This window comes from Psychrobacter namhaensis, from assembly GCF_016107545.1.
Lineage (GTDB): Bacteria > Pseudomonadota > Gammaproteobacteria > Pseudomonadales > Moraxellaceae > Psychrobacter > Psychrobacter namhaensis.
Genome location: NZ_JABASS010000015.1, coordinates 1 through 25,343, shown reverse-complemented (window position 1 = coordinate 25,343; position 25,343 = coordinate 1). Strand labels below are relative to the sequence as shown.

The following is a 25,343-nucleotide window of genomic DNA, read 5'->3' as shown; positions in this document are numbered from 1 at the left end:
AGAGAAGAGTAGTAGGTGGGTTAGTGAACCAGCATCATGCTTATTATTTATGTAGCATGATGCCGGTTTTCTGAATGGGCGTTCAAATCAGCTGTTTATTCAGAATAGTTTACATGCAAATCTTTAATGTAGTTGACTTCGTTTTTGCTACCGAGCACCACAGGAACGCGTTGATGAATGTCAGTTGGTTCGATATCTAAGATACGATTGATGGCATCAGTGGCACCGCCGCCCGCGCGCTCAATCAGTAGGCTCATCGGATTGGCTTCATACATCAAACGTAACTTACCCGCTTTATGAGCGTACTTAGTATCAAACGGATACGTAAAGAGGCCGCCGCGACATAAGATACGATGAACATCTCCAACCATGGCAGCAACCCAGCGCGTATTGAAGTCGCGACCACGCACGCCTGTTTCGCCCGCGATGAGCTCGTCGATATACTGTTGCATGGGTGCGCGCCAATAGCGATAATTTGAGGCGTTGATGGCATACTCACTCGTATCGGCATCGATTTGGACGTTGTCTTCTATGAGCACATAATCATTCGTATCTGGGTCTAAGCTGAACATGACCACGTTGTCTGTGATGGTCAGTGCCAGTACGGTAGAGGTGCCATATAATAAGTAACCAGCTGCTAGCTGCTGACGACCCGCTTGCAAGAAGTCACTATTCTCACTGGTCTGCCCTTGACGTTGGTACGGTAGAACAGAGAAGATAGTACCCACTGCCATATTGATGTCGATATTTGATGAACCATCCAGTGGGTCAAACAATACCAATAGACTGCCATCAGCATGAGCGGGGGTGGCATCATCTAGCTCTTCTGACGCCACACCGGCACAATGTGCGTTTTTTGCTAAGGCATCTAACAATAAGTCATTGGCCAGTACGTCCAGCTTTTTTTGATCTTCACCTTGGACGTTTTGATTGCCAGCTTCGCCTAAAATATCGGCTAACGCCCCTTTTCTTAGTAACTGTGAGATGGTCTTACCAACGTCAGTGACGGTAGTAATTACGTCGTTAAGGGCAGGGCTGACCGCCTGTTCGTTGAGATAGTTTGCTAAGGTCGTCATAACGCTTCCTATAAATGGTCTGGACAGTAAAAGACAGATGAAAATTGGAGAATAGGCGTAGTCGCCCTAAGCACCCCTTAAATGAGCAATGGAATAAATTGCCTATACGGTATCTTTGTCCCGACCACAAAATCAGCTACACTATATCTATTGTTATTCATTTATAGTTTTGACGTGCTTATTTTTTATGATGGATGCTAAAGACTGATTGGCATTGCCTAACAGGGCGACTCAGTTTAGGTGACAGGGCTGGTTTTATTACGGTAAATTGTAGCAAATAAGCGTCAAAATGTCCTCGTGTCTGTGTACATCAACACATAAATGCTCGAACAAAGACAAATAAATGATTACTATAGACCCATACAAACCCACAATAAAGACTTGCCATTATGTCAAATTCTATCGATAGCAGCTCAATACATACGGTCTCGCCGACTGATTATGCAAAATTTGATCCCGATACGATTCACCAAAGGCTTAATACCTCACTAAGTCGCCCCCAGCTCAACACCGATGGTAGCATTCGCCACTTTTTGGGCATCGAAGGTCTAAACAAAGCACAGTTGCAAGCGATTATTGCCAAAGCAGAGACGTTCTTTGATGAAAATGGACAACTGATCAACCGTCCTGAGCTTGATGGCTGTACGGTCATGAATTTGTTTTTTGAGCCGTCGACCCGGACGCGTACCACCTTTGAAGTCGCCGAAAAGCGTCTGGGTGCCAACGTGCTCAATATCGATATCGAACGCTCCAGTACTAAAAAAGGCGAGAGCCTGCGCGATACGCTGTGGAATCTGCAAGCGATGACGGCAGATATTTTTGTGGTGCGACATTCAGCATCAGGTGCCGCCCATTTTATGGCCACAGAAGTGACCCCTGACATTGCCATTATTAATGGGGGTGATGGTTGGCATGCGCATCCGACGCAAGGGATGCTTGATATGCTCACTATCCACCGTGAGGCACCGCGCCCATTTGAAGCGTTGTCGGTCGCTATCGTGGGGGATATTAAGCATTCACGCGTCGCGCGCTCTGATATCAGTGCGCTGCAAACCTTAGGGGTCAAGGACATCCGCGTCTGCGCGCCACGTACCTTGTTGCCTAAAGGAATAGAGCGTTATGGGGTACAAGTTTATGAAAACATGAATGAGTGCGTCACTGACTGCGATGTTATTATGGGTTTGAGGATTCAAAACGAACGTATCGGCTCGCCATTACTGGCTTCATCGAGTGAATATTACAAACACTACGGTATTACGCCAGAGCGAGTGGCGCTGGCCAAACCGGATGCGCTGGTAATGCATCCAGGACCGATGAATCGCGGGGTTGAGATTGCTTCTAGTGTCGCTGATGGCGCACAGTCCGTCATCTTAAAGCAGGTGAATAACGGTATTGCTATTCGCATGGCTGTTTTGTCACTTGCGATGGAAGGGCAACGTGCTCATCAAGCGGCTGGCAAATAGTATTCTGCCGCGCTATTTCATTCTTATTTAACTCATTTTATTGATACGGTAATAACGCTCATGTCTACTATGCTTAACACTGATGCACCGATACGTGACCATCTTCCTGACACCATTAAAAACGCATTACCCAGTACAGTAACTGACAAGCTGGCCGCCCTTGAAGCAGGGCGTGAAATGTGGCTGCTGCCACCATTGGTTGACTTGTGTGCACGCCTGCGTGAGCCAGGCCAACAGCAACATGGCACACTAGAGTCTGAGGGACGTGCTGCCCGCAGCAATGGTTTTTTGCATGTGGTGATTCCCCCAGATACCAATCCTATCTTAGAAAACGGCTCGCTACTCAAAGGCTTGCGTGAGCGCGCGCTTGATGATGGCGGGATTTATTTGCATATTTTAGGCGCATTGACTGCTGGGCTAGAAGGTGAGCGCCCATCCAACATCGCCGGTTTAAAAAAAGGTGGCTGTATTGCAGTCTCTAACGCTCGTCGACCTTTTCGCAATGACTTGGTGTTACTACGTACGTTGGAGTACGCGGCGACTTTTGGCATGAAAGTATTCTTTTACCCGGATGAGGCCAGTTTGTCTGGAGATGGGGTCGCCCATGAAGGGTATATCGCTTCATATCACGGTCTACAAGGTATTCCATGGATTGCTGAGACAGTTGCTTTGTCCACCCAATTACTCATGGTTGAAGAAACAGGGATCGCCGCTCATTTTAGCCAACTGTCTTGTAAATCTTCAATAGAGTTGATGCGCTGGGCAAAAGATAAAGGCTTACCAGTGACTTGTGATGTGGCGATGCATCAGCTGTATTTGACAGATGATAATTTAGAAGGCTTTAACGCTCAAGCCTATGTACTACCCCCTTTGCGTAGTAACACCGACCAGCAGGCAATACGCCGTGGGCTAAAAGATGGCACCATTGATGCAATTTGCAGCCATCATGAACCACTAAACAGTACCGCCAAAAAAGCCCCGTTTGCTGAGAGTACCCCAGGTATCTCAAATTTTGATACCTTTATGGCGTTGGCGTGTCAGTTGGTGCATGATGAGGTATTAACCTTAGAGCAACTGGTGGAGAAAATTTGTCTCAACCCTGCAAAAATAGCAGGTATTAGTGAGCAATATGAAAACATCGGTGGTGCTGTGTTGGTCGACCCCAATCTTGAATGGCAGGTGACGGCGCAAACCATGCTATCAAACGGCAAAAACACGCCGTTTTTTAATCAGCAACTACAAGGCCGTGTTGTGGAGACGTTCTTTGGCTAATCTCCCCCAACAGGATGACAATCTGCTGCCATCCTCGAAGGATAATGAGCCTACGTTACGTCGCCAGCAGGAAAGCCCGCGTAGCACTTCTAGTGAGTCCATCAAGGCGGTGGCCATCTATGAAGTGGTTAAGGGGGTGGGTGCGCTGTTAGGGGCGGCGGCGTTATGGACGTGGCATGGCAATCTTGAGCATTGGCTGTCGACTGTGACGGCTTCTTGGCAACAAAGCTTTGGTTATTTGCTGGCCCCGCAGATTGATAGCGCGGTACGTATTGCTCAGCAGGCAAGCAAAAATTGGTCGCTATTTTTATTGCTGATTTTTGCTTATGCCAGTTTACGTTTTCTTGAAGCTTATGGCTTATGGCAAGACAAAACGTGGGCGTATTGGTTTGGGGTACTTGGTTACGGGATATTTATTCCCATTGAGCTTTATTACTTGCTGGTTAGCCCATTTGATTGGTTTAAGCTTGGTATTTTGGTCTCAAATATTTTAATTGTTATCGTGGTTTATCGTAATATGAAGCGCAAGGGCTTGATATAAAAGTATGCTACAAGTGGTTAAATTAACTGGTAAAGCCCGCCTAAGATATTATTCTTATGCGGGCTTTTTGAGCAGTGACGTTATTGTACCAGTTATACTTTTGCTGTTTTATCGGTGCGAATGCTTTTTGCCACTTTACCAACGCTTAGCCCTTGTACCAAGATAGAGAATATGACGACAGCATAGGTAAGTGCCAATAAAATATCGCGCTCAGTCCCTATCGGTAACTGCAACACGAGGGCCACCGAGATGCCGCCACGTAATCCACCCCACGTCAGCACTTTCCACGCCCCTGTGGGCAAGTCAAGCTGACGGTGAAAGGTTTTGGTGGTCATACCCACGACGATGAACCGAGCCACTAGCGCAATAACAATCGTCAAACCGCTGGCGATAAATAAATTACCCGAATAAGCAATCATCACCACTTCTAGACCAATGAGCACAAACAAAATCGCGTTTAAAATCTCATCAATGAGCTCCCAAAACAAGTCAATATAGTGACGCGTCCGATCGCTCATCGCCAATTCTCGTCCGCGGTTGCCAACCATCAGTCCCACCATGACCATGGCCAAAGGCCCAGATAAGTGCCAATGACTGGCCAATGCATAGCCACCAATGACGCCCGCTAGCGTGAGTAGGACTTCCTCTTGATAGCTATCAATGCTCTTTAGTAAGTAATACAAAATTGTACCGAGTACCAAGCCAAAGATCACACCACCACCTGCCTCAACCGCCAATGTGTGGGCCACATAATTGACCGTTGGGATATCGCCACTTGATAAAATGCCAAGCAGTAAGACAAAGATAACCACGCCGATACCATCATTAAACAGTGACTCGCCAGCGATGACAGTTTCGATACTTTTGGGTGCGCCTGCTGATGAGAGAATGCCCATAACGGCAATAGGATCAGTAGGGGATATCAAAGCGCCAAACAATAGGCACCAAAGAAACGGTAAGCCAAAGCCAAACAGCGGCAACATAACATAAATCGCGGTGGCGATAAGCATGGCTGATACGATAGTGCCCAGTCCTGCAAGGATGCCAATGGGCAACTTATAGCGTTTTAAATCGCCAACATTGACGTGTAATGCGCCGGCGAATAACAGCATAGAGAGCATGCCATCTAACAACACTTCGGTAAAATCAAGCTGCTCTAACAAACTGATTTCATAATCAATCAGCTGTTCAAACCCTAAAAAGCCTAAAAAGATCGCGCCAATAGACAATACGATAGAGATCACCATCACACCAATCGTGGTTGGCAGACCAATAAAACGATGATTGACATAGGTCAACAAGGCGGTAATGGATAAGAATATGGCGCTGATTTCAAGGATGGTGAGGCTGGTTGCAGATGCCATAAAGTGGGTCCCATATCAGTATAAAAGTTGTCCTAAACCTAGGGGTTATAAGAAAGGCGTAGGTATTGAGCGTTTGTTTGATGCGACATTATTAGAATTGCTAAGCACGCTAGTGTGATTAACTGGATTGTGTTTGTAGCGCTTGACGAATATGGGTAGCAAAATCACTGGCATAACGAAAGTGCCGATGTTTTGCGTCATTATCAGTCATAAATTGCTCGGCTTGATGGCACATAGCGACCAAATCGTCTACCAACTCTTGATAACTGAGATTCTCTTCTCCCGCACGCTTAATTAAATTTAACTCATGTAGTAGCGTTTGTTGCTGCGCCTTATTCACTCGTGCATAATTTAAATCGACCATGGCCTGACACAGCGCTTTTAGAACCATCAAGTCCGCCGCCGCATAACGACGTATCTCGCCAAGCGACACGTTGATAAAGTCAGATATCTTAGGCGTGTGCGTGACCAAGGCCAATATCGCCACTCGTTGTGGTTTGACCACAGTCTCGGGAGTATCTTTATCTTGTGCTGGTACATAAAAATGATAGGGGCTTGGTGGTTGACGCCGCATCATGATACTTAAGCAGCTGGTCAAAGATTGTACGCAATTGACCGCTGTCTTTGGGTCGTTGATACCAGGAGATAGTGCCCGCACCGCGATCTCAGTTATTTGCCCTAGGCTATAAGCGATGTCATTAGAGTGTGCCAATCGTTGTTCGAGTCGGACGCAACCCGCAAAACGTTGCCAGAACGTACCATCAGGCGCGCGCGGTACGACCACCAAGTGCGGTGTGGTTGTTTTTTGTCGGTTATTTGGATGATTTGCAGGACGTTGGTAAAAATGTCCCATAACGTTTTTGTCAGTGACGTAATCACCAAGATTGACGTGAATTTGTACCACACCACCGTACTCTTGGGTCAGGGTGATCAGTGATTGAAGATAAATTTGCTGGATATAACCCGAGCGTGGGGCATAGATAGGCGTAGCTGGCCAACTATGAAACTGCTCGACGTCATGGTGTTCAACATCGCGTTGATGCTGGAGATCGCAATGGTCGCTATACCAATAATGCACATTGTTAATCGCATCATTGCTGGCATTTTGAATGACGTGAGACGCTTGGATGGCATGTACCATATGTTGGACGAAGTACACCAGCAAAAGGGCGCAAATAATGGCCATAATAATGCCAAAGGTCACTGCTAGTTGCGGCACGCCAAAAGCCACATCGGACTGATGAATAGATTTTAAGACCAATAGGCTGTAGCTAAAGGTGCCAATAAACGCGCCCAATACAAATTGATTTGGCGTGTCTGTCAAAAAATTGCGTAATAAGCGTGGGCCAAATTGTGAAGAGGCCATAGACAGGACGGCAATCGTAATCGAAAAGGTGGTACCTGCCACGCCCAACACGGCTCCTGCAATTGCGGTCATGATGGCGCGCGCCGCCTCATCGTCACCCGTAAAAGCAAAGGTAATCTCTCGGATAGTTTCACGGTCAAAATGCTGATCGATAGTCACGAATAAAGGGGCTAGCAATATACCGATGAGCACACAAGCGGTTGGGATAAACCAATAAGAGCCGATCAGCTGCTGCCACAGGTTTCTGAGACGGTCGGGTAGGTCAGTCAAGGTTTGAAGCGACCATAACTGGGTAAACTGTTTGAGCCTGTCTTGACCGGTATCAAAAATACGGGCCAAGACGCTCTTTTCATCGTCTTTATGTACTGTCATAAGCTTCAATGTATCCAAAAGTAATAGGATTGTGGCTTGTTCTCATTTTATGACGTTATTTCAAGCCGCCCGCTACCGTTTTCTATTTTTGGTTAAGGTGCTTTGGGATTATCCGCTTCAGTAATGATGGCATTCTTATGTTCACGCCCAGACGTCTCTGTTTTGGCATCGCTGTCCCCAGCGTCCATAGGAATGATCGCTTCATGGTTGTGCTCATCACACTCAATATTGCTTTCTTTATCATAGGCGATAGGGTCAAAGTGCGGTGACTTTTCAGTATTTGAGTTAGCTTTGGATAGCTGACGGGCCGCTGTCGGAGGGTTTTTTCTAAATAAATCCGTGTTGCGCTCTTTATGAAAGCCTTTTGGGTCAGAAGACGCCTTTTTACGCGGCTCGCTATTGGCAAAAATCGCATTTAATGGCAAATCTAATTGCTGCTTAGCATACGCTTCGGTGTGCTCAAAACGATGAACCAATAAGCTCAACCAAGGTTTATGATCTTCCAGCCTCATCTCATCAAGCTCATCTTTAATAGGTAGCGGATAGGGCAAGGTGCGATAAAAGTCCCACAACGTCATTTTGCTTAAATCTTTTTTGAGCACGTAGTTCTCATCTTCAGTCATGGTGATGAGATTGCTGTCTTGTAAGTAATTAATATAGGTGTACCACTTTGGCAACTCTTTACGTCCCAGTACATTGCGCAGTGCTTGCTCGCTGACTGACTCACCTTTTAGATGGTGTGTGTAGATTAAATTTAGCATGTCGAGTAAGCTGAGCAACGGATGACGAGGGCAGACTTCTTCGGTCTCAAAAATGGTCAAGGTATAGCTCACCTCCACCCCTAATAAAATCAAATTCCAGGATAAATAGATCCATAGTAAGAAAATTGGGAGGGCGGCAAATGCCCCATAAATCGCTTCATAACTGGTAAAGTTTGCCATCACAGTACCAAACAGATGCTTCATCAGCTCAAACACAATGGCGACAAACAGACCGGCAATGGCGGCGTTTTTTACTGGCACACGCGCTTTGGGGGTAAACCAGTACATACCGATAAAGCCTGCAATGGTAATACCAATCGAGACGGCTTGTACCCAAAAAGACCAGTCAATACCATAGCCAGCAATTTGCCGATTTAAGAAGCTCAGGCTTTGCACCGCACTTGAGGCGATAAAAGCCGTCCCCAACACCAAGGGCCCTAACGTCACTATGGTCCAATAGCGCAGTATGCTTTTTAGGCCGCCCGAGCGGTTTTCTACCCGCCAGATTTGGTTAAAAGCACGCTCAATGGTCGTCAACGTCATGATAGTGGTAAAAAACAGTACCATGGCACCAATAATGGTTAGATTAGACGACTTTTCGGCGAAGTTATTGATGTATTCACTAACCTGCATGCTGGACTGTGGTAGCAAGTTACTATAAATCACCTCATAGATCTGTGCTCTCACAGACGCCAGTGCTGGTACTGACGATAAGATCATCAGTAGCACCGTAAATATAGGCACAATGGATAACATGGTGGTGTAGGTCAGTGACGCAGCCTTTTGCTGGCAGTTGTCTTCAAAAAAATGCCGAACCAAAAATCGCAAAAACTGAAACCAGCGTTGATGTAAAAATGGGATTTTTTTTGTTATGTTTTCCATGTTAACCATTGAGCAAGTATTAGAGTGAAAGTAGTGTAACAAAAATATGTCGTTATCATCTGCCGTTTAATTGTGTCAAAATGCACAGCAGTAACCGTTACAGGGTTTTGCTGGCGGCAATACTAAGCGTGCGAGTTTGCATGTCAGGGAATGACTCGGGCATAATGTGTGCACATGCTAATGGTGCAAATCACTGGCCTGTCTGTCTATTTATTTATATGTTTTGATGTTATAGGCAAAATTTTAGCGGCATGATAGATAGGTATAGAAGCTGCTATGATGATTGCTGTCCATAATAATGTTAATGATTGATGAGGAAGTGTTGCTAATGAGTCAGACCGCCCCCTATGTGTTGGTGCTCTATTATTCTAGTTATGGTACGACTAAGACGTTGGCATATGCTATTGCTCAAGGTATTGAAGATGCGGGCATGACCGCGCGTATCCGTACGGTGCCAACGGTGGCACCAGAGACCACATCGAGTAAGCCTGCGATACCTGATGAAGGGGATCTTTATTGCACAATGGATGATCTGAAAGACTGTAGCGGTTTGGCACTTGGTAGCCCCACGCATTTTGGTAATATGGCCGCGCCCATGAAGTATTTTTGGGACAATACCGTCACGCTATGGCTGGCAGGTAATTTGCAGAATAAACCCGCGTCAGTATTTACCGCAACGGGTTCGATGCACGGCGGCCAAGAGACGACCTTATTGACGATGATGCTACCATTGATGCATCACGGCATGATCATCGTTGGTGTGCCTTATGCAGAGCCTGCGCTCAACCGTACCCATCGCGGTGGTACGCCTTATGGCGCCAGTCACGTCAGTGGCGCACTTCATGATCAGCCAGTGTCTGCTGATGAGCGTGAGCTGGCTATCGCCCAAGGTCGTCGTTTGGCTATTAGTGCCACTGCGCTGGCGCAAGCCAACTGGAGTAACTAAGCTGCGCTTAGCTTGTTAAGCCTCATGCTACCGTGTTATTAATTAGGAACTACATACATCTAATGGTTACAAACCGCTCCAATAGTGAGACAAAGTCTACTGCACCAGTAAACAAGTCCGGTAAATCTGTCAAAGCCAAAAAGCCTATTGCGCCTATTCGTCAGCGCTTGATGGTGACTTGGCTCGTTTGGTTGGTCTACAGATTGCTTGGACTGCCTATTTCTATTAACCTCTTTAACCCACGTAGTCCCGATATCATCGGTGGCATCGCATGGCAAGCGCTGTGGCTGGTGCCAGCATTTGTTTTGACGCCGTGGATACTACGTGGCCGCTCACCATATGCGTTATTAATAGGCAGTATGTTTACCTTGGTGTACTTAGGAGCCAGTGGTGTGGTGCTTTTTACCCGCGCTTACGGCAGCAGCTGGGCTGAAATAATAGTTTATCTGGTTGATTTTGTGCTGTTATTCACTATCAATGTTTGGCTGTTTGTTTTGCTCAAGCGTCTGCCATCGATGAATAACGTCGTCAAACCCCCACGTTGACCGATGAATGAATCGTAACCTCATCATGTACGATCAGGATCAAAAAAAAGCGGCGCTCTATTTAGAGCGCCGCTTTTGTATTTTGTACAATCCATTTAAAACAAGAAAAGTACCGATAGTTTTATTAGTTGACCTTAGTCAATTCTAAATCCATTTTTTTACCGTCATTGATCTGGCTTACTTTGACGGGTAAGTAATTTAAGCTTGGCGCTAACCAAAAACTGGTAGAGCGACTGTTGTCATCATGGATACGGTCGACACGCACAGTGTCAAATGTCCCAGCTGGTACAGTGACTTTAGTGTTGCCAGACTTTTTAAATGGCGTCTTCTCAATTTTATCTTTTTTCGCCATGTAGTAGTTGCCAGAGAATTTACCGTTTAACAAGTCTTGACGAATCTGTACTTCAAGACTCAAATCATCAAAGGCTTGCTGTGCCATGTCCATGGTCGTCGTTTTGCCTTTGTAGTTGCTGGTGACTTTTTTACTACGAGGGTTAAAGTTCAACTTATGGGTACGTCCCATACCTAGTAACTTATAAGTGGTGCTCGCTTGGGTTGGCGTGACATTATTACCGATGATGGTAAAGGTACTGCTTTGCGCCGCGCTTGCAACACCAGCCACGCGAGCATTGACATCATATTTCCAAGTATTGCCCGACTTGCTTAAGGTGCGCGTAGCCGTCCCTTTATATTTATCTTCTACTGTAAAACTATAATTCGCGCTTGATGGTTGAACGGTTTTTGCGTTTGCTAGTGTGGGTGCGGTCATACTTAAAGCTCCAATGGCAGCAATACTTGCCCCTGAGGTTAAGGCAGTCAGGCGTTTAGACTTGCTGCGCTGTGCGTCATTAGTGACAGTTGCTTTTTTAATCATTGAGAAAAAACTCATGGATATTCCTTAATTAACTTTTATGCAGTCATGTTCGTTTTTTTGATGACTGTTTTTTGATGACTGACATGACAGGGTCAAAAATTATAATGGTCATATTGTGTTACATTTTCAAGGAAGGCAGTGGCCTTTGATGTGGTGCGCTTGTAGTTAATGTTACGAGCAAAGCTAGTGTTCGCATACTGAGTAACCGACTGTAATCCTATCATGACTCAAATTAACGCTTTAAACACCATACTAACGCCATTTGTCATAGGGTACTGCAAACGAAACGTTTTTAAATAATGACATTCCTCATTTAATAGCGCGTGTTATGCAAAATTCTTGTAAATTTTTGGGCTTTACACTTGAAGCGAGCCACGCGTGCCCCCACTTTTTGTTACAAGCTCAAGGCTTATCTTAAGCAGGCTGCTTTACGCAGTAATGCTTGTAGATACTAGCGTTGAGACTATTAATTCAAATAAACCCTTTATTTAAATAACCAACTTTTGGAGTCATATCGATGAACATTCGTCCTTTACATGACCGTATTGTCGTCCGCCGCATAGAAGAAGAGACAAAAACTGCCGGTGGTATCTTACTTCCTGGTTCAGCACAAGAAAAACCATCACAAGGTGAGGTGCTTGCAACTGGTAATGGTCAAGTTCGTGACAACGGTGAAACTCGCGCATTAGATGTAAAAGCTGGCGACAAAGTTTTGTTCGGTCAATATGCTGGTCAAACCGTAAAAGTTGACGGCGAAGAACTGCTTATTATGAAAGAATCTGATGTATTGGGTGTGCTAGAAGGCTAATTGGCTGACAGCATGTCCAACCATACTAACGAATCATTCAATTGTATTCTCATACTTATAATAGTGGAGTAATTTAACATGGCAAAAGACGTAAAATTCGGCATTGATGCCCGTAAACAAATGATGGACGGCGTAAACGTTCTAGCAAACGCAGTACGCGTAACCTTAGGCCCTAAAGGTCGTAACGTGGTTATCGATAAATCTTTTGGTGCGCCTACCATCACTAAAGATGGTGTATCCGTTGCCAAAGAAATCGAGCTTGAAAACAAATTTGAAAACATGGGCGCTCAGTTAGTCCGTGAAGTCGCTAGCCGCACAAATGATGTCGCTGGTGATGGTACGACGACTGCGACGGTATTGGCTCAGTCAATCTTGCAAGAAGGCATGAAGTCAGTGGCTGCTGGCATGAACCCAATGGATCTTAAGCGCGGTATCGACAAAGCAGTTCGCGCGGCAGTTAAAGAGATTCATAAACTATCAACGCCAGCTGATGATGAAAAAGCCATCGCACAAGTGGGTTCTATCTCTGCTAACTCAGACACCAAAATCGGTGAGCTGATCTCGCAAGCGATGGAAAAAGTAGGTAAGCAAGGCGTTATCACGGTAGAAGAAGGTTCAAGCTTTGAAGATACCTTAGAAGTGGTTGAAGGTATGCAGTTTGACCGTGGCTATATCAGCCCGTACTTTGCCAATAAGCAAGACAGCCTGACTGCTGAATTTGAAAACCCATACATCTTGCTCGTTGACAAAAAAATCAGCAACATCCGCGAGATCGTGCCATTACTTGAGCAGGTCATGCAGCAGAGCAAGCCATTGCTCATCATCGCTGAAGACGTAGAAAACGAAGCGCTCGCGACTCTGGTTGTCAACAACATGCGTGGCGGCCTAAAAACGTGTGCGGTGAAAGCACCAGGTTTTGGTGATCGCCGTAAAGCCATGCTAGAAGACATCGCAACGCTAACAGGTGGTACGGTTATCTCTGAAGAGATTGGCCTAAGCTTAGAGACTGCGACGCTTGAGCAATTGGGTACAGCTAAGAAAGTCACTGTTGGTAAAGAAAACACCGTAATCGTTGATGGCGCTGGTAACACGGCTGACATCGATAACCGTGTTGAGTCTATCAACCGTCAAATCGAAGAGTCAACGTCTGACTACGATAAAGAAAAGCTACAAGAACGTGTTGCGAAACTGGCAGGCGGCGTAGCGGTTATCAAAGTTGGCGCAGCGACCGAAACTGAGATGAAAGAGAAAAAAGACCGTGTTGATGATGCGCTACATGCAACTCGTGCAGCGGTTGAAGAAGGCGTTGTCCCTGGTGGCGGTGTTGCCTTAGTACGTGCAATGAATGCGTTGTCTGAGCTAAAAGGCGATAACGATGACCAAGATGCGGGTATCAACATCTTACGTCGCGCAATGGAAGCACCACTGCGTCAAATCGTCACCAACGCTGGCGAAGAAGCATCAGTCGTGGTGAACGAAGTGAAAAACGGTACTGGTAACTACGGTTACAATGCTGCCTCTGGTGAATACGGCGATATGCTAGAGATGGGTATCCTTGATCCAGCTAAAGTGTCTCGCTCAGCGCTAGAGAATGCCGCCTCTGTTGCTGGTCTCATGCTGACGACTGAAGCCATGATTACTGACCTACCAGAAAAAGAAGACCCAATGGCTGGCATGGCTGGTGCTGGTGGAATGGGCGGTATGGGTGGAATGGGCGGCATGATGTAATTTATGCCTCGACTGAATTTGTACGATGTCGTTAACTGTGTTCGATGTACTATAAGTACACGCTTTACTCGGTTGCCTAGTCGTACTGCTTCAGTCAACCCATAAAGTGCTTTTCACTATGAATCTAGAATAGTAAAAGTGTTTTGCCTACCGAAAGCGCTGTTATCGTTAAGATAGCAGCGCTTTTTTTTGTGCCATAGGTAGAGTTTACTGGAGTTTTACACATTTTTTAGAACATTAATAATGTTACATAATTATTTCTATTTGTATATAATGTAAATTTTGACAATTAGATCATTGTTTATCCTCTTTGCTTACTATTAAAAGTTCAAAGATAAAAAATAAGGAGTATTTATTGAAAGCTAAATTACCTGCCATTTTGTTAGGGCTAGCTACTGTTTTGACCATAGGCGGCTGTGCTAGTAAATCTACTAAGATTCCTATCACTTACGTATCTCCGAATGAATACGCTAATCTTAGCTGTGCTACTTTAGAAAATGAAATGAGAGAGATATCGCAAAGAGTAGCCACGATTACTGGTCAGGTAGATAAAGAGGCATCAGCTGACGCTTGGCAAATGGGTGTTGGGTTAGTATTGTTTTGGCCTGCACTTTTCTTTTTAGAAGGAGGTGATGGTGCACTTCAATCTAACTATGCTCTTTTAAGAGGTAAATATGAAGCAGCTTCAACGCAGTATAATAGAAAGGGCTGCGCTGATGTAACTGACGAGACCGTTAAGTAATTATGTATTAATAGGTAGGAGACGATACAGATTATATCGTTGTACGTTATTTAGGTGATGTATTTTATCTTCGTATCGTAACTCTTAGGCAGGTATAAACCAAGTAACCCTCTGATCAGCTGAGCTTATCAGAGGATTTTTATGAGAATAGATTGAAACTTTAACACTACTGATCCGCTGCTTCTCGCCTAAACGTCCACGTCTTATCATCAGACGCTGCTTCGCAATAATAATAACCCGCTAAATCAAAATCTTTTAACTGCTCCGCACTAGTCAGCTTGTTATCAGCGGCATATTTCACCATCAGTCCGCGTGCTTTTTTGGCATAAAAGCTAATGACTTTGTATTGACCATTTTTCTCATCTTCAAATCGTGGTGTGATGATGTCAGCATTTAGCGCCTTTTTCTTGACCGACTTAAAGTATTCATTAGAGGCTAGGTTGACCAAGACCTTGTCATCGCTGTCAGCCATGCGCGCATTAATCACGTCCGTCACTTCCTCACCCCAAAACTCATATAAGTTATCACCGCGCTCGTTTTTAAGCTTGGTGCCCATCTCTAACCTATAAGGTTGGATTAAGTCCAGCGGCTTCAACACCCCGTAAAGACCAGACAAAATCCCCAGATGCTCATTGACATAAATAGCCGTGTCTTTATCCATGTGATACATGTCAAGGCCAGTATAGACATCACCATCAAATAAGTAAGCCGCAGGTTTGGCGGCATGATCAGATGCGTCAGTAGTAAACGGCTGCTCTTTGCTCCAACGCCACTGCTGATTGCGCGTTGCATTGAGCTGCGCCAGATCATCAGAGATGCTCATTAATGCTTGCAAATCGACAGGTTCTTTTGTCTTCAGTATTTTCATCAGCGCCTGTGAGTGTTCGATGAGCTCAGGCTGACTGTAGTAGTTGCCTAGATTTACCGGTATCGCATCTGCTTCATTCAAAGATTTGGCAGCAGAGAGTAAAAAATACATCGCTATTCCTTATTATAGTGAGTCAATGGCGACCATTCTATTAAAGTATCCAGTTTTCTTATTATACGATACTCACGCGCTTAACTGATCTTACGCACCATTATTTTGTACTTTTTAGCGCTCTACTCGAAATTTACAAACATTTGAAAGGTGGTTTTGAGTATCGAGAGGTGATATTGAATCAGCCTAACCATTTATCAGAAAAATAAAAGTTTTTAATATAACAATAAAAGTTATGCAGATGGTGTAAATGCCTAACTTTTTATTTTACTTGTGGGTCATCATTAGACAATGAAAGTTGCCGGATGATGTCTCTATAATAAAAAGACATGATGGCAAAGTAGCTATCATTTATTAAATTGATAATCTTTGGTCGTAATCTTGAAGCAAATATGACCAAAGGTTTTTTTGTCCCCTGTGCTTTTTGAATGTGCGTTGAGGGTATTAAAGGTAGTCATTGAGACGTAAATAAAGTCATTAGACGTAAGTAAGGAGACGGTATGAAAATCGGTGTAATCAGTGCAGATATCGCGAGCGAGAGCCGCGTCGCGCTAACCCCAGACGCGGTCAAAAAATTGCGTAAGCTTGGGTTTGAAGTCGTCATACAGTCAAGTGCAGGTCAAGCAGCGTATTATGCTGATGAGCTGTATCAGGCTGCGGGTGCCGACATTGCCAACAGCAGCGCCGAGGTCATCAGCCAATCTCAGATTATTACGACCGTCAATGACTTGCCAGCTGCGGCGACTGATGGCTTGACATCTGGTCAAATTGTCATTGGCATGCTCGACCCATATCGCAATACGCAGCTTGACACTTATGCAGCCAAGGGCGCAACGGTTTTTGCGATGGAGCTGTTACCACGCACACTGTCACGTGCACAGAATATGGACGTATTGTCATCACAAGCCAACCTTGCTGGTTATAAAGCGGTATTGCTCGCGGCCAATGAATACTCGCGTCCTTTTCCGATGTTTATGACGTCAGCGGGTACCGTCAAGCCAGCCAAAGTGGTGATCTTAGGCGTGGGTGTGGCAGGTCTGCAGGCGATTGCGACAGCGAAGCGTTTAGGGGCAGTCGTTGAAGCCAGTGACCTGCGTCCTGCGGCCAAAGAGCAAGTCGAATCCCTTGGTGGTAAATGGCTTGATGTGCCGATGAGCGAAGATGAAGCCCAGAAGGCCAAAGCAACGGGCGGCTATGCGTGGACGCCCTCAGAGCAATATATCAAAGACCAAGCTGCCGTGGTGGACAAAGCCTTGAGCAACGCTGATATCGTTATCACGACAGCGCAAATTCCGGGCCGTCAAGCCCCGCGTTTGGTCCATGGAGCCACTCTTGCCAAAATGAAGGCCGGTTCTGTGCTGATCGATATGGCTGCTGGCACAGGCGGTAACGTAGAAGGCAGTGTGCCTAACGAAACCATCACCACGGATAATGGCGTGCGTGTTGTTGGCGCGGCCAACATTCCATCGATGCTTGCCGCGCAGTCCTCAGACTTGTACGCAAATAACCTTGTCAACTTTATCACGACTTTGATTGCGCCTGCTCACGATGACGCTGCAACAACTGAGCTGGCACTTAATATAGACATGGATGATGAAATTCAGGGTGCACTGGCAGTGACGCATGATAGTCAAGTACGCCTTGCCAAGCGCTAGGTTTGACGGCCTATCATTACACATGTTGTCACCATACATTTGCCAGTAACGAATAAATTTTAGGAGGATTAGATGATAGCCACTATTTTAGCTGCAGCGCCAGCTGGAGCCGCCATGAGTAGCACACCATTTGTAGCGATTTTTACCGTATTTGTACTCGCTATTTTTGTTGGATATTACGTCGTTTGGGGCGTCACGCCGGCACTGCACACGCCTTTGATGGCGGTAACCAATGCCTTATCCAGTATTGTCATCGTGGGTGCGATGCTACAGACCGTCACGATTGACGGCTCGGTATTTACGCCAACCAGCTTGCTTGGTGCCTTTGCTGTCTTTTTGGCCAGTATCAATATTTTTGGTGGTTTTGCCGTGACTGAGCGTATGCTTGCGATGTTTAAACCTAAAGCAAAAAAATCACCAGTCGTTACGACTGAAAGTGGAGGCGATGTATGAGCGACTTAACAAACTTCATTGCTACCAATGCTGATTGGTTCTATTTAGTCGGTGCTATTCTCTTTGTCTTGACCCTACGTGGTTTGTCTAGTCCAAAGACCGCCATTCGCGGTAACCGCTTCGGTATGGCAGCGATGGCGATTGCTGTCGTGACGACTTTCTTTTTAGCAGAAGGCCCTGTCCTTTGGTTGATTATCGGCGCGATGATTTTAGGGGCCGTCGTTGGGATGTGGAAGGCAAAAACAGTCGCAATGACCCAAATGCCAGAGACGGTCGCTTTGATGCATTCGTTTGTCGGCTTGGCAGCGGTGGCGATTGCGCTGGCAACAGTGCTGCATACTGAACAACAGCATGGTGCGGTGGCTCGTGTCGAGCTATTTATCGGTTGCTTTATCGGGGCGATTACTTTCTCAGCGTCTGTTTTTGCCTTTGGTAAATTGGCCGCAAAAAGCTGGGCCAAGACCTTGGTTGGCGGCTGGGTGAAACCTGTACAAGCGCTATTGTTTATTGCAATGATCGGTTTTGGCGGGGTGTATTTTGTTACCGACTCACTCCCAGCGTTTTATGCGATGGCAGTGATTGCGGTTATCTTTGGCTGGATGTGGATTGCACCAATTGGTGGCGGTGATATGCCAGTGGTTGTGTCTTTGCTAAACTCATTCTCAGGTTGGGCGGCCGCGGGGATTGGTTTTACCCTTGGCAACTCAATGCTAATTATCGCAGGTTCGCTCGTTGGTTCCTCAGGTGCGATCTTGTCTTACATCATGTGTAAAGCCATGAATCGCTCATTACTCAATGTACTGTTTGGTGGTATGGGTACGTCAGCCGTCGCAGCAGGCGGTGATGATGCACCTAAGAACTACAAGGCAGGCTCGGCAGAAGACGCAGGCTTCTTGATGTCTAACGCCAGCAATGTGGTCATTGTACCGGGATATGGTATGGCACAAGGCCGTGCCCAGAATGCGGTAAAAGAGCTGTATGAATTATTAAAAGACGAAGGCGTCAACGTGCGTTTTGCGATTCATCCGGTTGCTGGTCGTATGCCAGGCCATATGAACGTACTATTGGCAGAAGCCGACGTACCTTATGATGATATCCTTGAGATGGACGAGATCAATTCAGATTTCGCTAGTACCGATGTGGTCTTGGTTATTGGTGCAAACGACGTTGTAAACCCATCTGCGAAGGACGATCCTACGTCACCTATCTTTGGTATGCCTATCCTAGAAGTGAATAAGGCCCAAACCGTCATGGTTATCAAACGCTCGATGAGCACGGGTTATGCTGGTCTAGATAACAGCTTGTTCTACATGGACAAAACTATGATGATCTTTGGTGATGCCAAAAAAATGGTAGAAGAAATGGTGCGCAGTATCAATGGCGGCGGTCATTAATCTCTAAGCCAGTTGCTCAATAAAAAAGTCACCTAGGTGGCTTTTTTGCGTTAAAGTGGGCGACATTGATGCCCCCTACGACATTGCCACCTATATAATTGCTTATTACAATGAATACAAATAAGAGAATTGCTCATGAATATGTTACTGCGTTTTTTTATTATGACCAGCTTGCTAAAGCAGCAACTCAAACAGCAGTCGGTGAGAGAAAGTCTTAGTATAGAAACCCTGACCGCGCCGATAGTTCGTCATTATCGTGTGTTGCCCCATGATATGGGCTTTCGCGATCATCTTCCCAATTATCGCTACCTGTCTTTTATTGAGCTAAATATTACCCGCTGGCTGATGACGTGCTGCCAACAAAAAGGCGCCAAACCTTTAAACTGGGTGATCGCCATGCAAGAGATGGTTTATCTAAAAGAAATCAAATTTCTTAACAAGATGACTGTCAGTAGTACATTGGTGGGCTGGGACCATAAATACGTGTATGTCGAACATCGCTTCTTTGTCAAAAACCAGTTAATGAGCGTGGGGATGACCAAATTTGTCTTGATGGATAAAAAAGGACAGCAGCAGGCCCCAGAGGTACTAGATATGACAGGGAAGCAGCTAACGGCTGTTATTACCACATGGAATGAGCACCAAGTGGCTGTTAAGTCGACTAAGTCGGTATAAATAACACCGAAAAAACAGCGAAAAATACTGTCGTAAAACAACTTGGCTATAATCATTTGCTGAATTTTGGTAGGATAGAGTCCATCAAGTCGTCAATATTCAGGCGACCACACCGTGTTTCAAAATGACTATTTTTAAAACGACTAAAAAATAAGGTACCGTTATGACACCACAAAAATTAAAATGGACAGACAGCTTAGATATCGCGATTGAGCTTTATGAGAAATTCCCAGAGACAGACCCACAGTACATACGTTTTACTGATTTGCATCGCTGGGTGACTGAGCTAGAAGGCTTTGATGATGACCCACAAAAATCAAACGAAGGCATCTTAGAAGCCATTCAAATGAATTGGATTGATGAAGCGGATTAATCGACTCGGCTTTTTAGCATTGCTACAAATAAAAATTAAATAAACAGATAGAAAAGGCTGCATGATGACATCACAAATTCAAGAGCTATCCGACGCCATAGCTTGTCGCGGCATCAGCGTTCGTACGACCAATAACGCTGAGATCAGCCATGAAACGGCTAAATTAGGTAGGTTATGGCAGAAATTTTACCAGAACCATGTCAGTCATCTTGAGAAAGGTGAGGACATTTATGGTATTTATCATAACTATGAGAGCGACGACTTAGTAGGCGCGTTTGATGTGGTCGCTGCTTGGCAGACGACTAATGAGCAAGGCGAAGCGGAACAGTCAGACAGTGACGGTACGGCTAACGCTAGCAATGTGGTAGAGGTAACCATTCCTGCTGGCAAGTATTTGGTATTTTCTGAAAAAGGCAATATGCCAAATACGGTCATGAATGCGTGGGAGAAGGCGTGGGAATATTTCAATACAGCAGACTGTGAGCACACCCGAACGTTTGCTGTCGATTTTGAGCGTTATATTGATGGCAATCTAGAGTACGGTCAAGTCGATCTGTATATTGGTATCGAGTAAAGCTGGGGTTAAGTATTCTTAATTACGTACAAATATAAAAAAGCGCCCTTTTACATAGAGGGCGCTTTTTTAATTGCCTACAATTGATATTACGCTAACTAACCCAACAGTAAGTTCTCCAAAATCCCTTCATAAATCTGCGCCAATTTACCCAAGTCATCGACTTCTACTTTTTCATCAACTTGATGAATTGTGGCATTGCGCACACCCAGCTCCACAACTTGCGCACCCGTTGGCGCGATAAAGCGACCGTCTGAGGTGCCGCCTGATGTAGATAGCGTGGTATCAACATCGGTCACTTTTTTGATCGCCTTTTGACAGGCTGAAACCAATTTACCTTCAGGCGTTAAAAATGGTTGACCGGATAACTTCCAATCAATGTCGTAACTGGCTTTGCTGTTTGAAAAATATTTATCAAATATAGCGTGCGTTTTTGCTTTTAATTCTGCTTCAGTGGTTTCTGTTGAGAAGCGAAAGTTAAAGATAACCTCTAAGGTTTCAGGAATGACGTTGGTCGCGCCTGTGCCGCCATTGATATTTGATATTTGCAAGGACGTTGCGGGGAAGTAGTCGTTACCACTATCCCATGTGGCAGCCGTCAGTTCAGCCAGTGCTGCCATCGCGGCGTGGATAGGATTCGAGGCCAGATGCGGATAGGCGACATGGCCTTGCTTGCCTGTGACGGTGAGCACCGCTCCTAATGAACCACGGCGACCGTTTTTGATAATATCGCCAAGCGTGTCGGTACTTGATGGCTCACCAACGAGGCAATAAGTGATTTTTTCATGACGCGCTTCTAGGGTTTCAATGACCTTGACTGTGCCATTTACTGACGGGCCTTCTTCATCTGAGGTGATTAAAAAGGCAATAGAGCCATTATGCTCAGGGTGGGCTTGCACGAAGCGTTCGGCCGCGATGGTAAAAGCAGCAATACCGGTTTTCATATCAGCGGCACCGCGCGCCCACAAATAACCATCAGCGATGGTTGGGCTAAAAGGTGGGTAAGTCCAGTTGGTCTCATCGCCAGTCGGTACGACATCCGTGTGACCCGCGAAGCAAATCACAGGATCAGTGCTACCACGACGTGCCCATAAGTTTTTGACTTCAGCGTACTCGCCGCTTTGATCTCTATCGCCAAAATACATAAACTCGCAATCAAAGCCTGCCTGTGCCAAACGCTTGGACAATATATCTTGGCAGCCGTCATCATCTGGTGTGACCGAAGGGCGTTCCAGTAGCGCAATACTCAAATCTAGAGTTGCTTGTTGATGCGTCGTTTGTTGATGAGTGTGGGTTTGGTTATGAGAGTCAGACATGGATAAACCTTTTATATGTAAAGTCGATTTTTAGAGTTTTTGTCAGTGATGCGTTAAGGGCTTTCTTCAACAAACGGCACCAAACCATCTCGGCGCATCCAAGTAGCGATAGAGTAGCGTTGGCGGTGGGCGATTTGCACTTGATGGGGTAGGTCACTGTCAAATATGACCAACCGATTGGCGGCAGGCATGACATTATGATGCACACCCTGCTTATCAACGATCTCTAACGCGCCGCCGTCGTTAAGTGTCCATTCATCGTTGAGATAAAATACCGCTGAGATAACGCGTTCATCCCGTCCAGCAGGATTGTCGCTGTGCCATTGGTAGCCAAAGCCGACAGGATAGCAGGCGTAGTGGGCTTCACTATGGCGAATACCGGCGAATAAGCTTCGATTGAATAAAGCGGCAAGTGCATTAATACTCTGCAAGTAATAGTAACCTGCAAAGAAGTTCTCAGTGATCCAGCGTATTTTGTCACCGCGAATATCACTGATACGAACGCCAGCGGTCAGTGCAGCATCTCGGTAGTCAATAAAACCACTCTCCGCCTGCAAGGCCATCAACGCTTTAGGCTCAAACACATCGTCAATAATTAGCCAGCCATCACTGACAAACTTATCCAGCTGTGTGTCCGTTAGCTTGTCTTGCCAATTTATCTCAAAATCAGATAACTGCAATACACGCTGAGTGGGCGGCTTTTGACCCGCGTTATCACGGTTTGCAAACAGAGAGGGTGGATTATCCTGACCTATCGGATGATCGACGACCAACTCTGTCACATTAAGGTTGCTAATAATCTGCGTCATTTCATCTCATTATTATCAATCAGCTGTCAATATATCGTCAATCAGTGTCTTTTTATTGCCAGCACTTACCAAAACCACATTATCTTTTACTCTGCCTATGCTACCATAGATGTAATTTTTCTTATTTAAACTTTTGAGATTATGAACTATAAACACGCCTACCACGCTGGTAACTTTGCTGATGTGGTTAAACACATTTTATTGGTACAACTGCTCAATCAATTGGGGCAAAAAAACAAACCTTTTTATGTGCTTGACGCTTATGGCGGTCGTGGACTGTACTCACTGAGCAGTGAAGAAGCACGCAAGACAGGGGAGGCCAAAGGCGGTATCCAAGCGTTGCTACAAGCAGATACCGAAAAAGCGCCCCCCGCTGTCAAAGATTATATGGAAGGCATTAAGCAAGCCAGATTTACTTATGACAATAAAGTCTATCCAGGTTCCCCTTGGTGGATTGCTCATCATGTTGAGAAAAACCCTGAGGCCGGCGTACGCGGTGAGGCGTTTGAAGCCAAAGCCACCGAATATGACGCGTTGAACTATCAATTGCATAAATTACCAATCGGTATTCATCATCGTGATGCGTTTGAGGGCATCACTGCGGTTATTCCACCAAAAGAGAAACGTGGTCTCATCTTCCTTGATCCTCCTTATGAGCAAGAGCACAAAGACTTTACGCGCCTTATTGACCTGCTGGTTGCGGCTTATAATAAATGGCCACAAGGTACTTATGCACTTTGGTATCCAATCAAAAACATCGAGGCAGTAGAGCTGTTTTACAAAAAGCTCAAACGTACCGAAATGAGACGTCAGCTGGTTTGTGAGCTAAACATCTATCCAAATGATGTCGCAGTTGGCTTGAATGGGACGGGACTGCTCGTTATCAATCCACCTTGGCAGTTTGATAATCATGCGCGTGAGATCGTACGCTTTTTACAGCCTGCCCTAAAAGTGGCTGACGCGCCAGATTTAACGCCTGATAGTGCGACCAATGTGCGCTGGCTAGTTGGTGAATAGTAATATCGGTAAATAAGGATATTAAGATGACAAATAAGCAACCACCCAAAAGCCAGTCAAGTAACACGCCGCTAAACGATGGGCCAATACACGACAGAGCGGCAACCCAGCCGCCTTTCGTCGATGAGCATGAGTTTAATATTCGCTTAGCGGATAGTGACAGTTATGATGGCTTGACATTTGAGGTGATTGAGGCTGAGGTTGCCGAAGGTAAACGGGTGGTCAGTCGCGGTGTCTATTTAGCACCCAACTTGATCACAACCTTGTCACTGCTATCAGGTTTTTACTCGATTTTAGCGAGTACACAAGGTGAGTTTTATAAAGCGTCTTTGGCCATCTTTTTATCCGCTATTCTCGATGGGGCAGATGGCCGCGTCGCACGTATGCTCAATGCCCAAAGCCCATTTGGTGAGCAGTATGACTCCCTAGCAGATATGTTAGCGTTTGGTGTGGCACCTGCTATTTTGATTTATAGTTTTGCGCTACAACCATTAGGTCGTATTGGTCTTGGCTGTGCTTTTGTCTTTACCGCTTGTGGCGCGTTCCGTTTGGCACGCTTCAATGTGCAAGTCGGCATCGTTGATAAAAAGTATTTTGTGGGTTTGGCCAGTCCGCTTGCCGCCATCTTGGTTACTGCAGCGGTGATGGTAGCCATCGATCATAATGAATGGATAGGGCAGTACGACACGCTGGTCATGTTCTTATTTGCCGCGTGGGTAGTCACTTGTGGTTTACTGATGGTCAGTAACGTTAAGTACTATAGCTTTAAAGAGTTTGATAAAAAGAAAGTGCCTTTTGTCGTTCTTATTATTGGCGTATTGATTATGAGCATCGTGCTCTATGACATCCCTGTCGGTATTTTAGCCATTGGTGTTATATATGCCCTATCAGGTATTTTTACTACGATCAAAGCAAAGATGTAAAACCAGTGATACGTTTTATATTAAGGAATTTACCAATCGGTAAGTTCCTTTTTTTATGGTCAAATGTGGGTGTCAATTTACTTATATTGATAAGAGGAGACAGTAAACCAACCATCTCTCCTTAAAAGACAAGGTGAGGAGCATCAAGCGTAAATAAATTTTTTAACTAAAACAAATAGTTAAGCGGAACTGCTGTACTGCTAGTAAAATAAATCAAACTATTTATAACTTCGTGCTTGACCCCACATTAAAAGCGCGTATAATGCCACCCAGTCGAAAGGGAAGGCAGACTGAAGGGGCAGTAAAACTGCATAACCACTCAGAATGCTTTATTAGAATGAAGGGCTTTTACTACTCATAGAGAGTATGAAAAGAACCTCAAACTAAATAAAAAATACTTCTTGACTTGATAAAAAAAGCGTCTATAATACGCAC

General features: G+C 45.3%; 24 protein-coding genes. 16 read left to right on the top strand and 8 right to left on the bottom strand.

What is annotated here, in order from left to right; translation table 11 throughout:
• Positions 1–95: 95 nt before the first annotated feature.
• The gene (locus JFC06_RS10455; RefSeq protein WP_198335016.1) at positions 96–1,076 is read right to left on the bottom strand and encodes a class 1 fructose-bisphosphatase; all 981 of its coding nucleotides are present in this window, start codon (positions 1,074–1,076) and stop codon (positions 96–98) included.
• Positions 1,077–1,465: 389 nt separating this feature from the next.
• Between JFC06_RS10455 and JFC06_RS10450 the strand changes: the two genes are divergently transcribed.
• From JFC06_RS10450 to JFC06_RS10440, 3 genes are read left to right on the top strand one after another with little or no spacing between them, the layout of a single operon-like run.
• On the top strand, positions 1,466–2,539 hold the full coding sequence (locus JFC06_RS10450; RefSeq protein ID WP_198335015.1) for an aspartate carbamoyltransferase catalytic subunit: 1,074 nt from the start codon (positions 1,466–1,468) through the stop codon (positions 2,537–2,539).
• A 60-nt stretch (positions 2,540–2,599) separates the two neighbouring features.
• Positions 2,600–3,811: a dihydroorotase gene (locus JFC06_RS10445; RefSeq protein WP_227670131.1), complete on the top strand. Its 1,212-nt coding sequence runs from the start codon at positions 2,600–2,602 to the stop codon at positions 3,809–3,811.
• Positions 3,804–4,352, top strand: a complete 549-nt coding sequence (locus JFC06_RS10440) for a DUF2127 domain-containing protein (RefSeq protein WP_198335014.1) — start codon at positions 3,804–3,806, stop codon at positions 4,350–4,352. Before JFC06_RS10445 ends, JFC06_RS10440 begins: the two co-directional genes overlap by 8 nt.
• Positions 4,353–4,444: 92 nt before the next feature.
• Here JFC06_RS10440 and JFC06_RS10435 read toward each other — a convergent pair whose 3' ends face one another.
• From JFC06_RS10435 to JFC06_RS10425, 3 genes are all read right to left on the bottom strand, one after another.
• Positions 4,445–5,716: a cation:proton antiporter gene (locus JFC06_RS10435; protein WP_198335013.1), complete on the bottom strand. Its 1,272-nt coding sequence runs from the start codon at positions 5,714–5,716 to the stop codon at positions 4,445–4,447.
• A 118-nt stretch (positions 5,717–5,834) separates the two neighbouring features.
• Positions 5,835–7,454, bottom strand: coding sequence for a DUF2254 domain-containing protein (locus tag JFC06_RS10430; protein WP_198335012.1), 1,620 nt, complete (start codon positions 7,452–7,454; stop codon positions 5,835–5,837).
• Between the two features lie 92 nt (positions 7,455–7,546).
• Positions 7,547–9,097: a YihY/virulence factor BrkB family protein gene (locus tag JFC06_RS10425; protein WP_198335011.1), complete on the bottom strand. Its 1,551-nt coding sequence runs from the start codon at positions 9,095–9,097 to the stop codon at positions 7,547–7,549.
• Between the two features lie 328 nt (positions 9,098–9,425).
• Between JFC06_RS10425 and wrbA the strand changes: the two genes are divergently transcribed.
• Both wrbA and JFC06_RS10415 read left to right on the top strand, forming a co-directional pair.
• Complete coding sequence (gene wrbA / locus JFC06_RS10420) at positions 9,426–10,043, top strand: NAD(P)H:quinone oxidoreductase (protein WP_198335010.1); 618 nt, start codon at positions 9,426–9,428, stop codon at positions 10,041–10,043.
• Positions 10,044–10,105: 62 nt separating this feature from the next.
• Positions 10,106–10,588 (top strand): hypothetical protein, encoded by a 483-nt coding sequence (locus JFC06_RS10415; protein ID WP_198335009.1) that lies wholly within the window; start codon positions 10,106–10,108, stop codon positions 10,586–10,588.
• A 124-nt stretch (positions 10,589–10,712) separates the two neighbouring features.
• On the opposite strand, the gene JFC06_RS10410 is transcribed toward JFC06_RS10415, so the two are convergent.
• Positions 10,713–11,477 (bottom strand): DUF3108 domain-containing protein, encoded by a 765-nt coding sequence (locus JFC06_RS10410; protein ID WP_198335008.1) that lies wholly within the window; start codon positions 11,475–11,477, stop codon positions 10,713–10,715.
• Positions 11,478–11,979: 502 nt separating this feature from the next.
• Between JFC06_RS10410 and JFC06_RS10405 the strand changes: the two genes are divergently transcribed.
• From JFC06_RS10405 to JFC06_RS10395, 3 genes are all read left to right on the top strand, one after another.
• The gene (locus tag JFC06_RS10405) at positions 11,980–12,270 is read left to right on the top strand and encodes a co-chaperone GroES (RefSeq protein ID WP_075103679.1); all 291 of its coding nucleotides are present in this window, start codon (positions 11,980–11,982) and stop codon (positions 12,268–12,270) included.
• 78 nt (positions 12,271–12,348) lie between these two features.
• Positions 12,349–13,998, top strand: a complete 1,650-nt coding sequence (gene groL / locus JFC06_RS10400; RefSeq protein ID WP_193005989.1) for a chaperonin GroEL — start codon at positions 12,349–12,351, stop codon at positions 13,996–13,998.
• 355 nt (positions 13,999–14,353) lie between these two features.
• Positions 14,354–14,740 (top strand): hypothetical protein, encoded by a 387-nt coding sequence (locus JFC06_RS10395; protein ID WP_198335007.1) that lies wholly within the window; start codon positions 14,354–14,356, stop codon positions 14,738–14,740.
• Between the two features lie 166 nt (positions 14,741–14,906).
• On the opposite strand, the gene yaaA is transcribed toward JFC06_RS10395, so the two are convergent.
• Positions 14,907–15,719 (bottom strand): peroxide stress protein YaaA, encoded by an 813-nt coding sequence (yaaA, locus tag JFC06_RS10390; protein ID WP_198335006.1) that lies wholly within the window; start codon positions 15,717–15,719, stop codon positions 14,907–14,909.
• 500 nt (positions 15,720–16,219) lie between these two features.
• Between yaaA and JFC06_RS10385 the strand changes: the two genes are divergently transcribed.
• The 6 genes from JFC06_RS10385 to JFC06_RS10360 all read left to right on the top strand — a co-directional run bounded on the left by JFC06_RS10385 (position 16,220) and on the right by JFC06_RS10360 (position 20,843).
• Positions 16,220–17,374 carry a Re/Si-specific NAD(P)(+) transhydrogenase subunit alpha gene (locus JFC06_RS10385; RefSeq protein WP_198335005.1) on the top strand — a complete coding sequence of 385 codons (1,155 nt, stop codon included), beginning with the start codon at positions 16,220–16,222 and terminating at the stop codon, positions 17,372–17,374.
• Between the two features lie 114 nt (positions 17,375–17,488).
• Positions 17,489–17,827 carry a proton-translocating transhydrogenase family protein gene (locus JFC06_RS10380; protein WP_198335036.1) on the top strand — a complete coding sequence of 113 codons (339 nt, stop codon included), beginning with the start codon at positions 17,489–17,491 and terminating at the stop codon, positions 17,825–17,827.
• Entirely contained in the window at positions 17,824–19,221 is a 1,398-nt protein-coding gene (locus JFC06_RS10375; protein ID WP_198335004.1) for an NAD(P)(+) transhydrogenase (Re/Si-specific) subunit beta, read from the top strand. The genes JFC06_RS10380 and JFC06_RS10375 overlap by 4 nt, the downstream gene beginning before the upstream one ends.
• A 135-nt stretch (positions 19,222–19,356) precedes the next feature.
• Positions 19,357–19,896, top strand: a complete 540-nt coding sequence (locus JFC06_RS10370) for an acyl-CoA thioesterase (RefSeq protein ID WP_198335003.1) — start codon at positions 19,357–19,359, stop codon at positions 19,894–19,896.
• Positions 19,897–20,059: 163 nt separating this feature from the next.
• Positions 20,060–20,269 (top strand): Fe-S cluster assembly protein IscX, encoded by a 210-nt coding sequence (gene iscX, locus JFC06_RS10365; protein ID WP_021812734.1) that lies wholly within the window; start codon positions 20,060–20,062, stop codon positions 20,267–20,269.
• Positions 20,270–20,333: 64 nt separating this feature from the next.
• Positions 20,334–20,843, top strand: a complete 510-nt coding sequence (locus JFC06_RS10360) for a GyrI-like domain-containing protein (RefSeq protein WP_198335002.1) — start codon at positions 20,334–20,336, stop codon at positions 20,841–20,843.
• A gap of 98 nt (positions 20,844–20,941) precedes the next feature.
• Here the strand turns inward: JFC06_RS10360 and dapE are convergent, their stop codons facing one another.
• Together dapE and JFC06_RS10350 are read right to left on the bottom strand one after the other, a co-directional pair.
• On the bottom strand, positions 20,942–22,159 hold the full coding sequence (gene dapE, locus JFC06_RS10355; RefSeq protein WP_198335001.1) for a succinyl-diaminopimelate desuccinylase: 1,218 nt from the start codon (positions 22,157–22,159) through the stop codon (positions 20,942–20,944).
• Positions 22,160–22,212: 53 nt separating this feature from the next.
• Positions 22,213–22,968, bottom strand: coding sequence for a 2OG-Fe(II) oxygenase (locus JFC06_RS10350; RefSeq protein ID WP_198335000.1), 756 nt, complete (start codon positions 22,966–22,968; stop codon positions 22,213–22,215).
• Between the two features lie 141 nt (positions 22,969–23,109).
• Here JFC06_RS10350 and JFC06_RS10345 point away from each other — a divergent pair, with 141 nt between their 5' ends.
• Both JFC06_RS10345 and pssA read left to right on the top strand, forming a co-directional pair.
• Entirely contained in the window at positions 23,110–23,985 is an 876-nt protein-coding gene (locus JFC06_RS10345) for a 23S rRNA (adenine(2030)-N(6))-methyltransferase RlmJ (RefSeq protein ID WP_198334999.1), read from the top strand.
• A gap of 26 nt (positions 23,986–24,011) precedes the next feature.
• Entirely contained in the window at positions 24,012–24,908 is an 897-nt protein-coding gene (pssA, locus tag JFC06_RS10340) for a CDP-diacylglycerol--serine O-phosphatidyltransferase (RefSeq protein WP_226949477.1), read from the top strand.
• Positions 24,909–25,343 lie beyond the last annotated feature (435 nt).

Coding starts and splice junctions, on each gene's coding strand:
- pssA (WP_226949477.1), top strand. CDS start 24,012: ATGACAAATAAGCAACCACCCAAAAGCCAGTCAAGTAACACGCCGCTA.
- dapE (WP_198335001.1), bottom strand. CDS start 22,159: ATGTCTGACTCTCATAACCAAACCCACACTCATCAACAAACGACGCAT.
- JFC06_RS10360 (WP_198335002.1), top strand. CDS start 20,334: ATGACATCACAAATTCAAGAGCTATCCGACGCCATAGCTTGTCGCGGC.
- JFC06_RS10445 (WP_227670131.1), top strand. CDS start 2,600: ATGTCTACTATGCTTAACACTGATGCACCGATACGTGACCATCTTCCT.
- JFC06_RS10385 (WP_198335005.1), top strand. CDS start 16,220: ATGAAAATCGGTGTAATCAGTGCAGATATCGCGAGCGAGAGCCGCGTC.
- JFC06_RS10435 (WP_198335013.1), bottom strand. CDS start 5,716: ATGGCATCTGCAACCAGCCTCACCATCCTTGAAATCAGCGCCATATTC.
- JFC06_RS10410 (WP_198335008.1), bottom strand. CDS start 11,477: ATGAGTTTTTTCTCAATGATTAAAAAAGCAACTGTCACTAATGACGCA.
- JFC06_RS10345 (WP_198334999.1), top strand. CDS start 23,110: ATGAACTATAAACACGCCTACCACGCTGGTAACTTTGCTGATGTGGTT.
- JFC06_RS10425 (WP_198335011.1), bottom strand. CDS start 9,097: ATGGAAAACATAACAAAAAAAATCCCATTTTTACATCAACGCTGGTTT.
- iscX (WP_021812734.1), top strand. CDS start 20,060: ATGACACCACAAAAATTAAAATGGACAGACAGCTTAGATATCGCGATT.
- JFC06_RS10450 (WP_198335015.1), top strand. CDS start 1,466: ATGTCAAATTCTATCGATAGCAGCTCAATACATACGGTCTCGCCGACT.
- JFC06_RS10415 (WP_198335009.1), top strand. CDS start 10,106: ATGGTTACAAACCGCTCCAATAGTGAGACAAAGTCTACTGCACCAGTA.
- JFC06_RS10455 (WP_198335016.1), bottom strand. CDS start 1,076: ATGACGACCTTAGCAAACTATCTCAACGAACAGGCGGTCAGCCCTGCC.
- wrbA (WP_198335010.1), top strand. CDS start 9,426: ATGAGTCAGACCGCCCCCTATGTGTTGGTGCTCTATTATTCTAGTTAT.
- JFC06_RS10370 (WP_198335003.1), top strand. CDS start 19,357: ATGAATATGTTACTGCGTTTTTTTATTATGACCAGCTTGCTAAAGCAG.
- JFC06_RS10375 (WP_198335004.1), top strand. CDS start 17,824: ATGAGCGACTTAACAAACTTCATTGCTACCAATGCTGATTGGTTCTAT.
- JFC06_RS10380 (WP_198335036.1), top strand. CDS start 17,489: ATGAGTAGCACACCATTTGTAGCGATTTTTACCGTATTTGTACTCGCT.
- JFC06_RS10350 (WP_198335000.1), bottom strand. CDS start 22,968: ATGACGCAGATTATTAGCAACCTTAATGTGACAGAGTTGGTCGTCGAT.
- yaaA (WP_198335006.1), bottom strand. CDS start 15,719: ATGTATTTTTTACTCTCTGCTGCCAAATCTTTGAATGAAGCAGATGCG.
- JFC06_RS10405 (WP_075103679.1), top strand. CDS start 11,980: ATGAACATTCGTCCTTTACATGACCGTATTGTCGTCCGCCGCATAGAA.
- JFC06_RS10430 (WP_198335012.1), bottom strand. CDS start 7,454: ATGACAGTACATAAAGACGATGAAAAGAGCGTCTTGGCCCGTATTTTT.
- groL (WP_193005989.1), top strand. CDS start 12,349: ATGGCAAAAGACGTAAAATTCGGCATTGATGCCCGTAAACAAATGATG.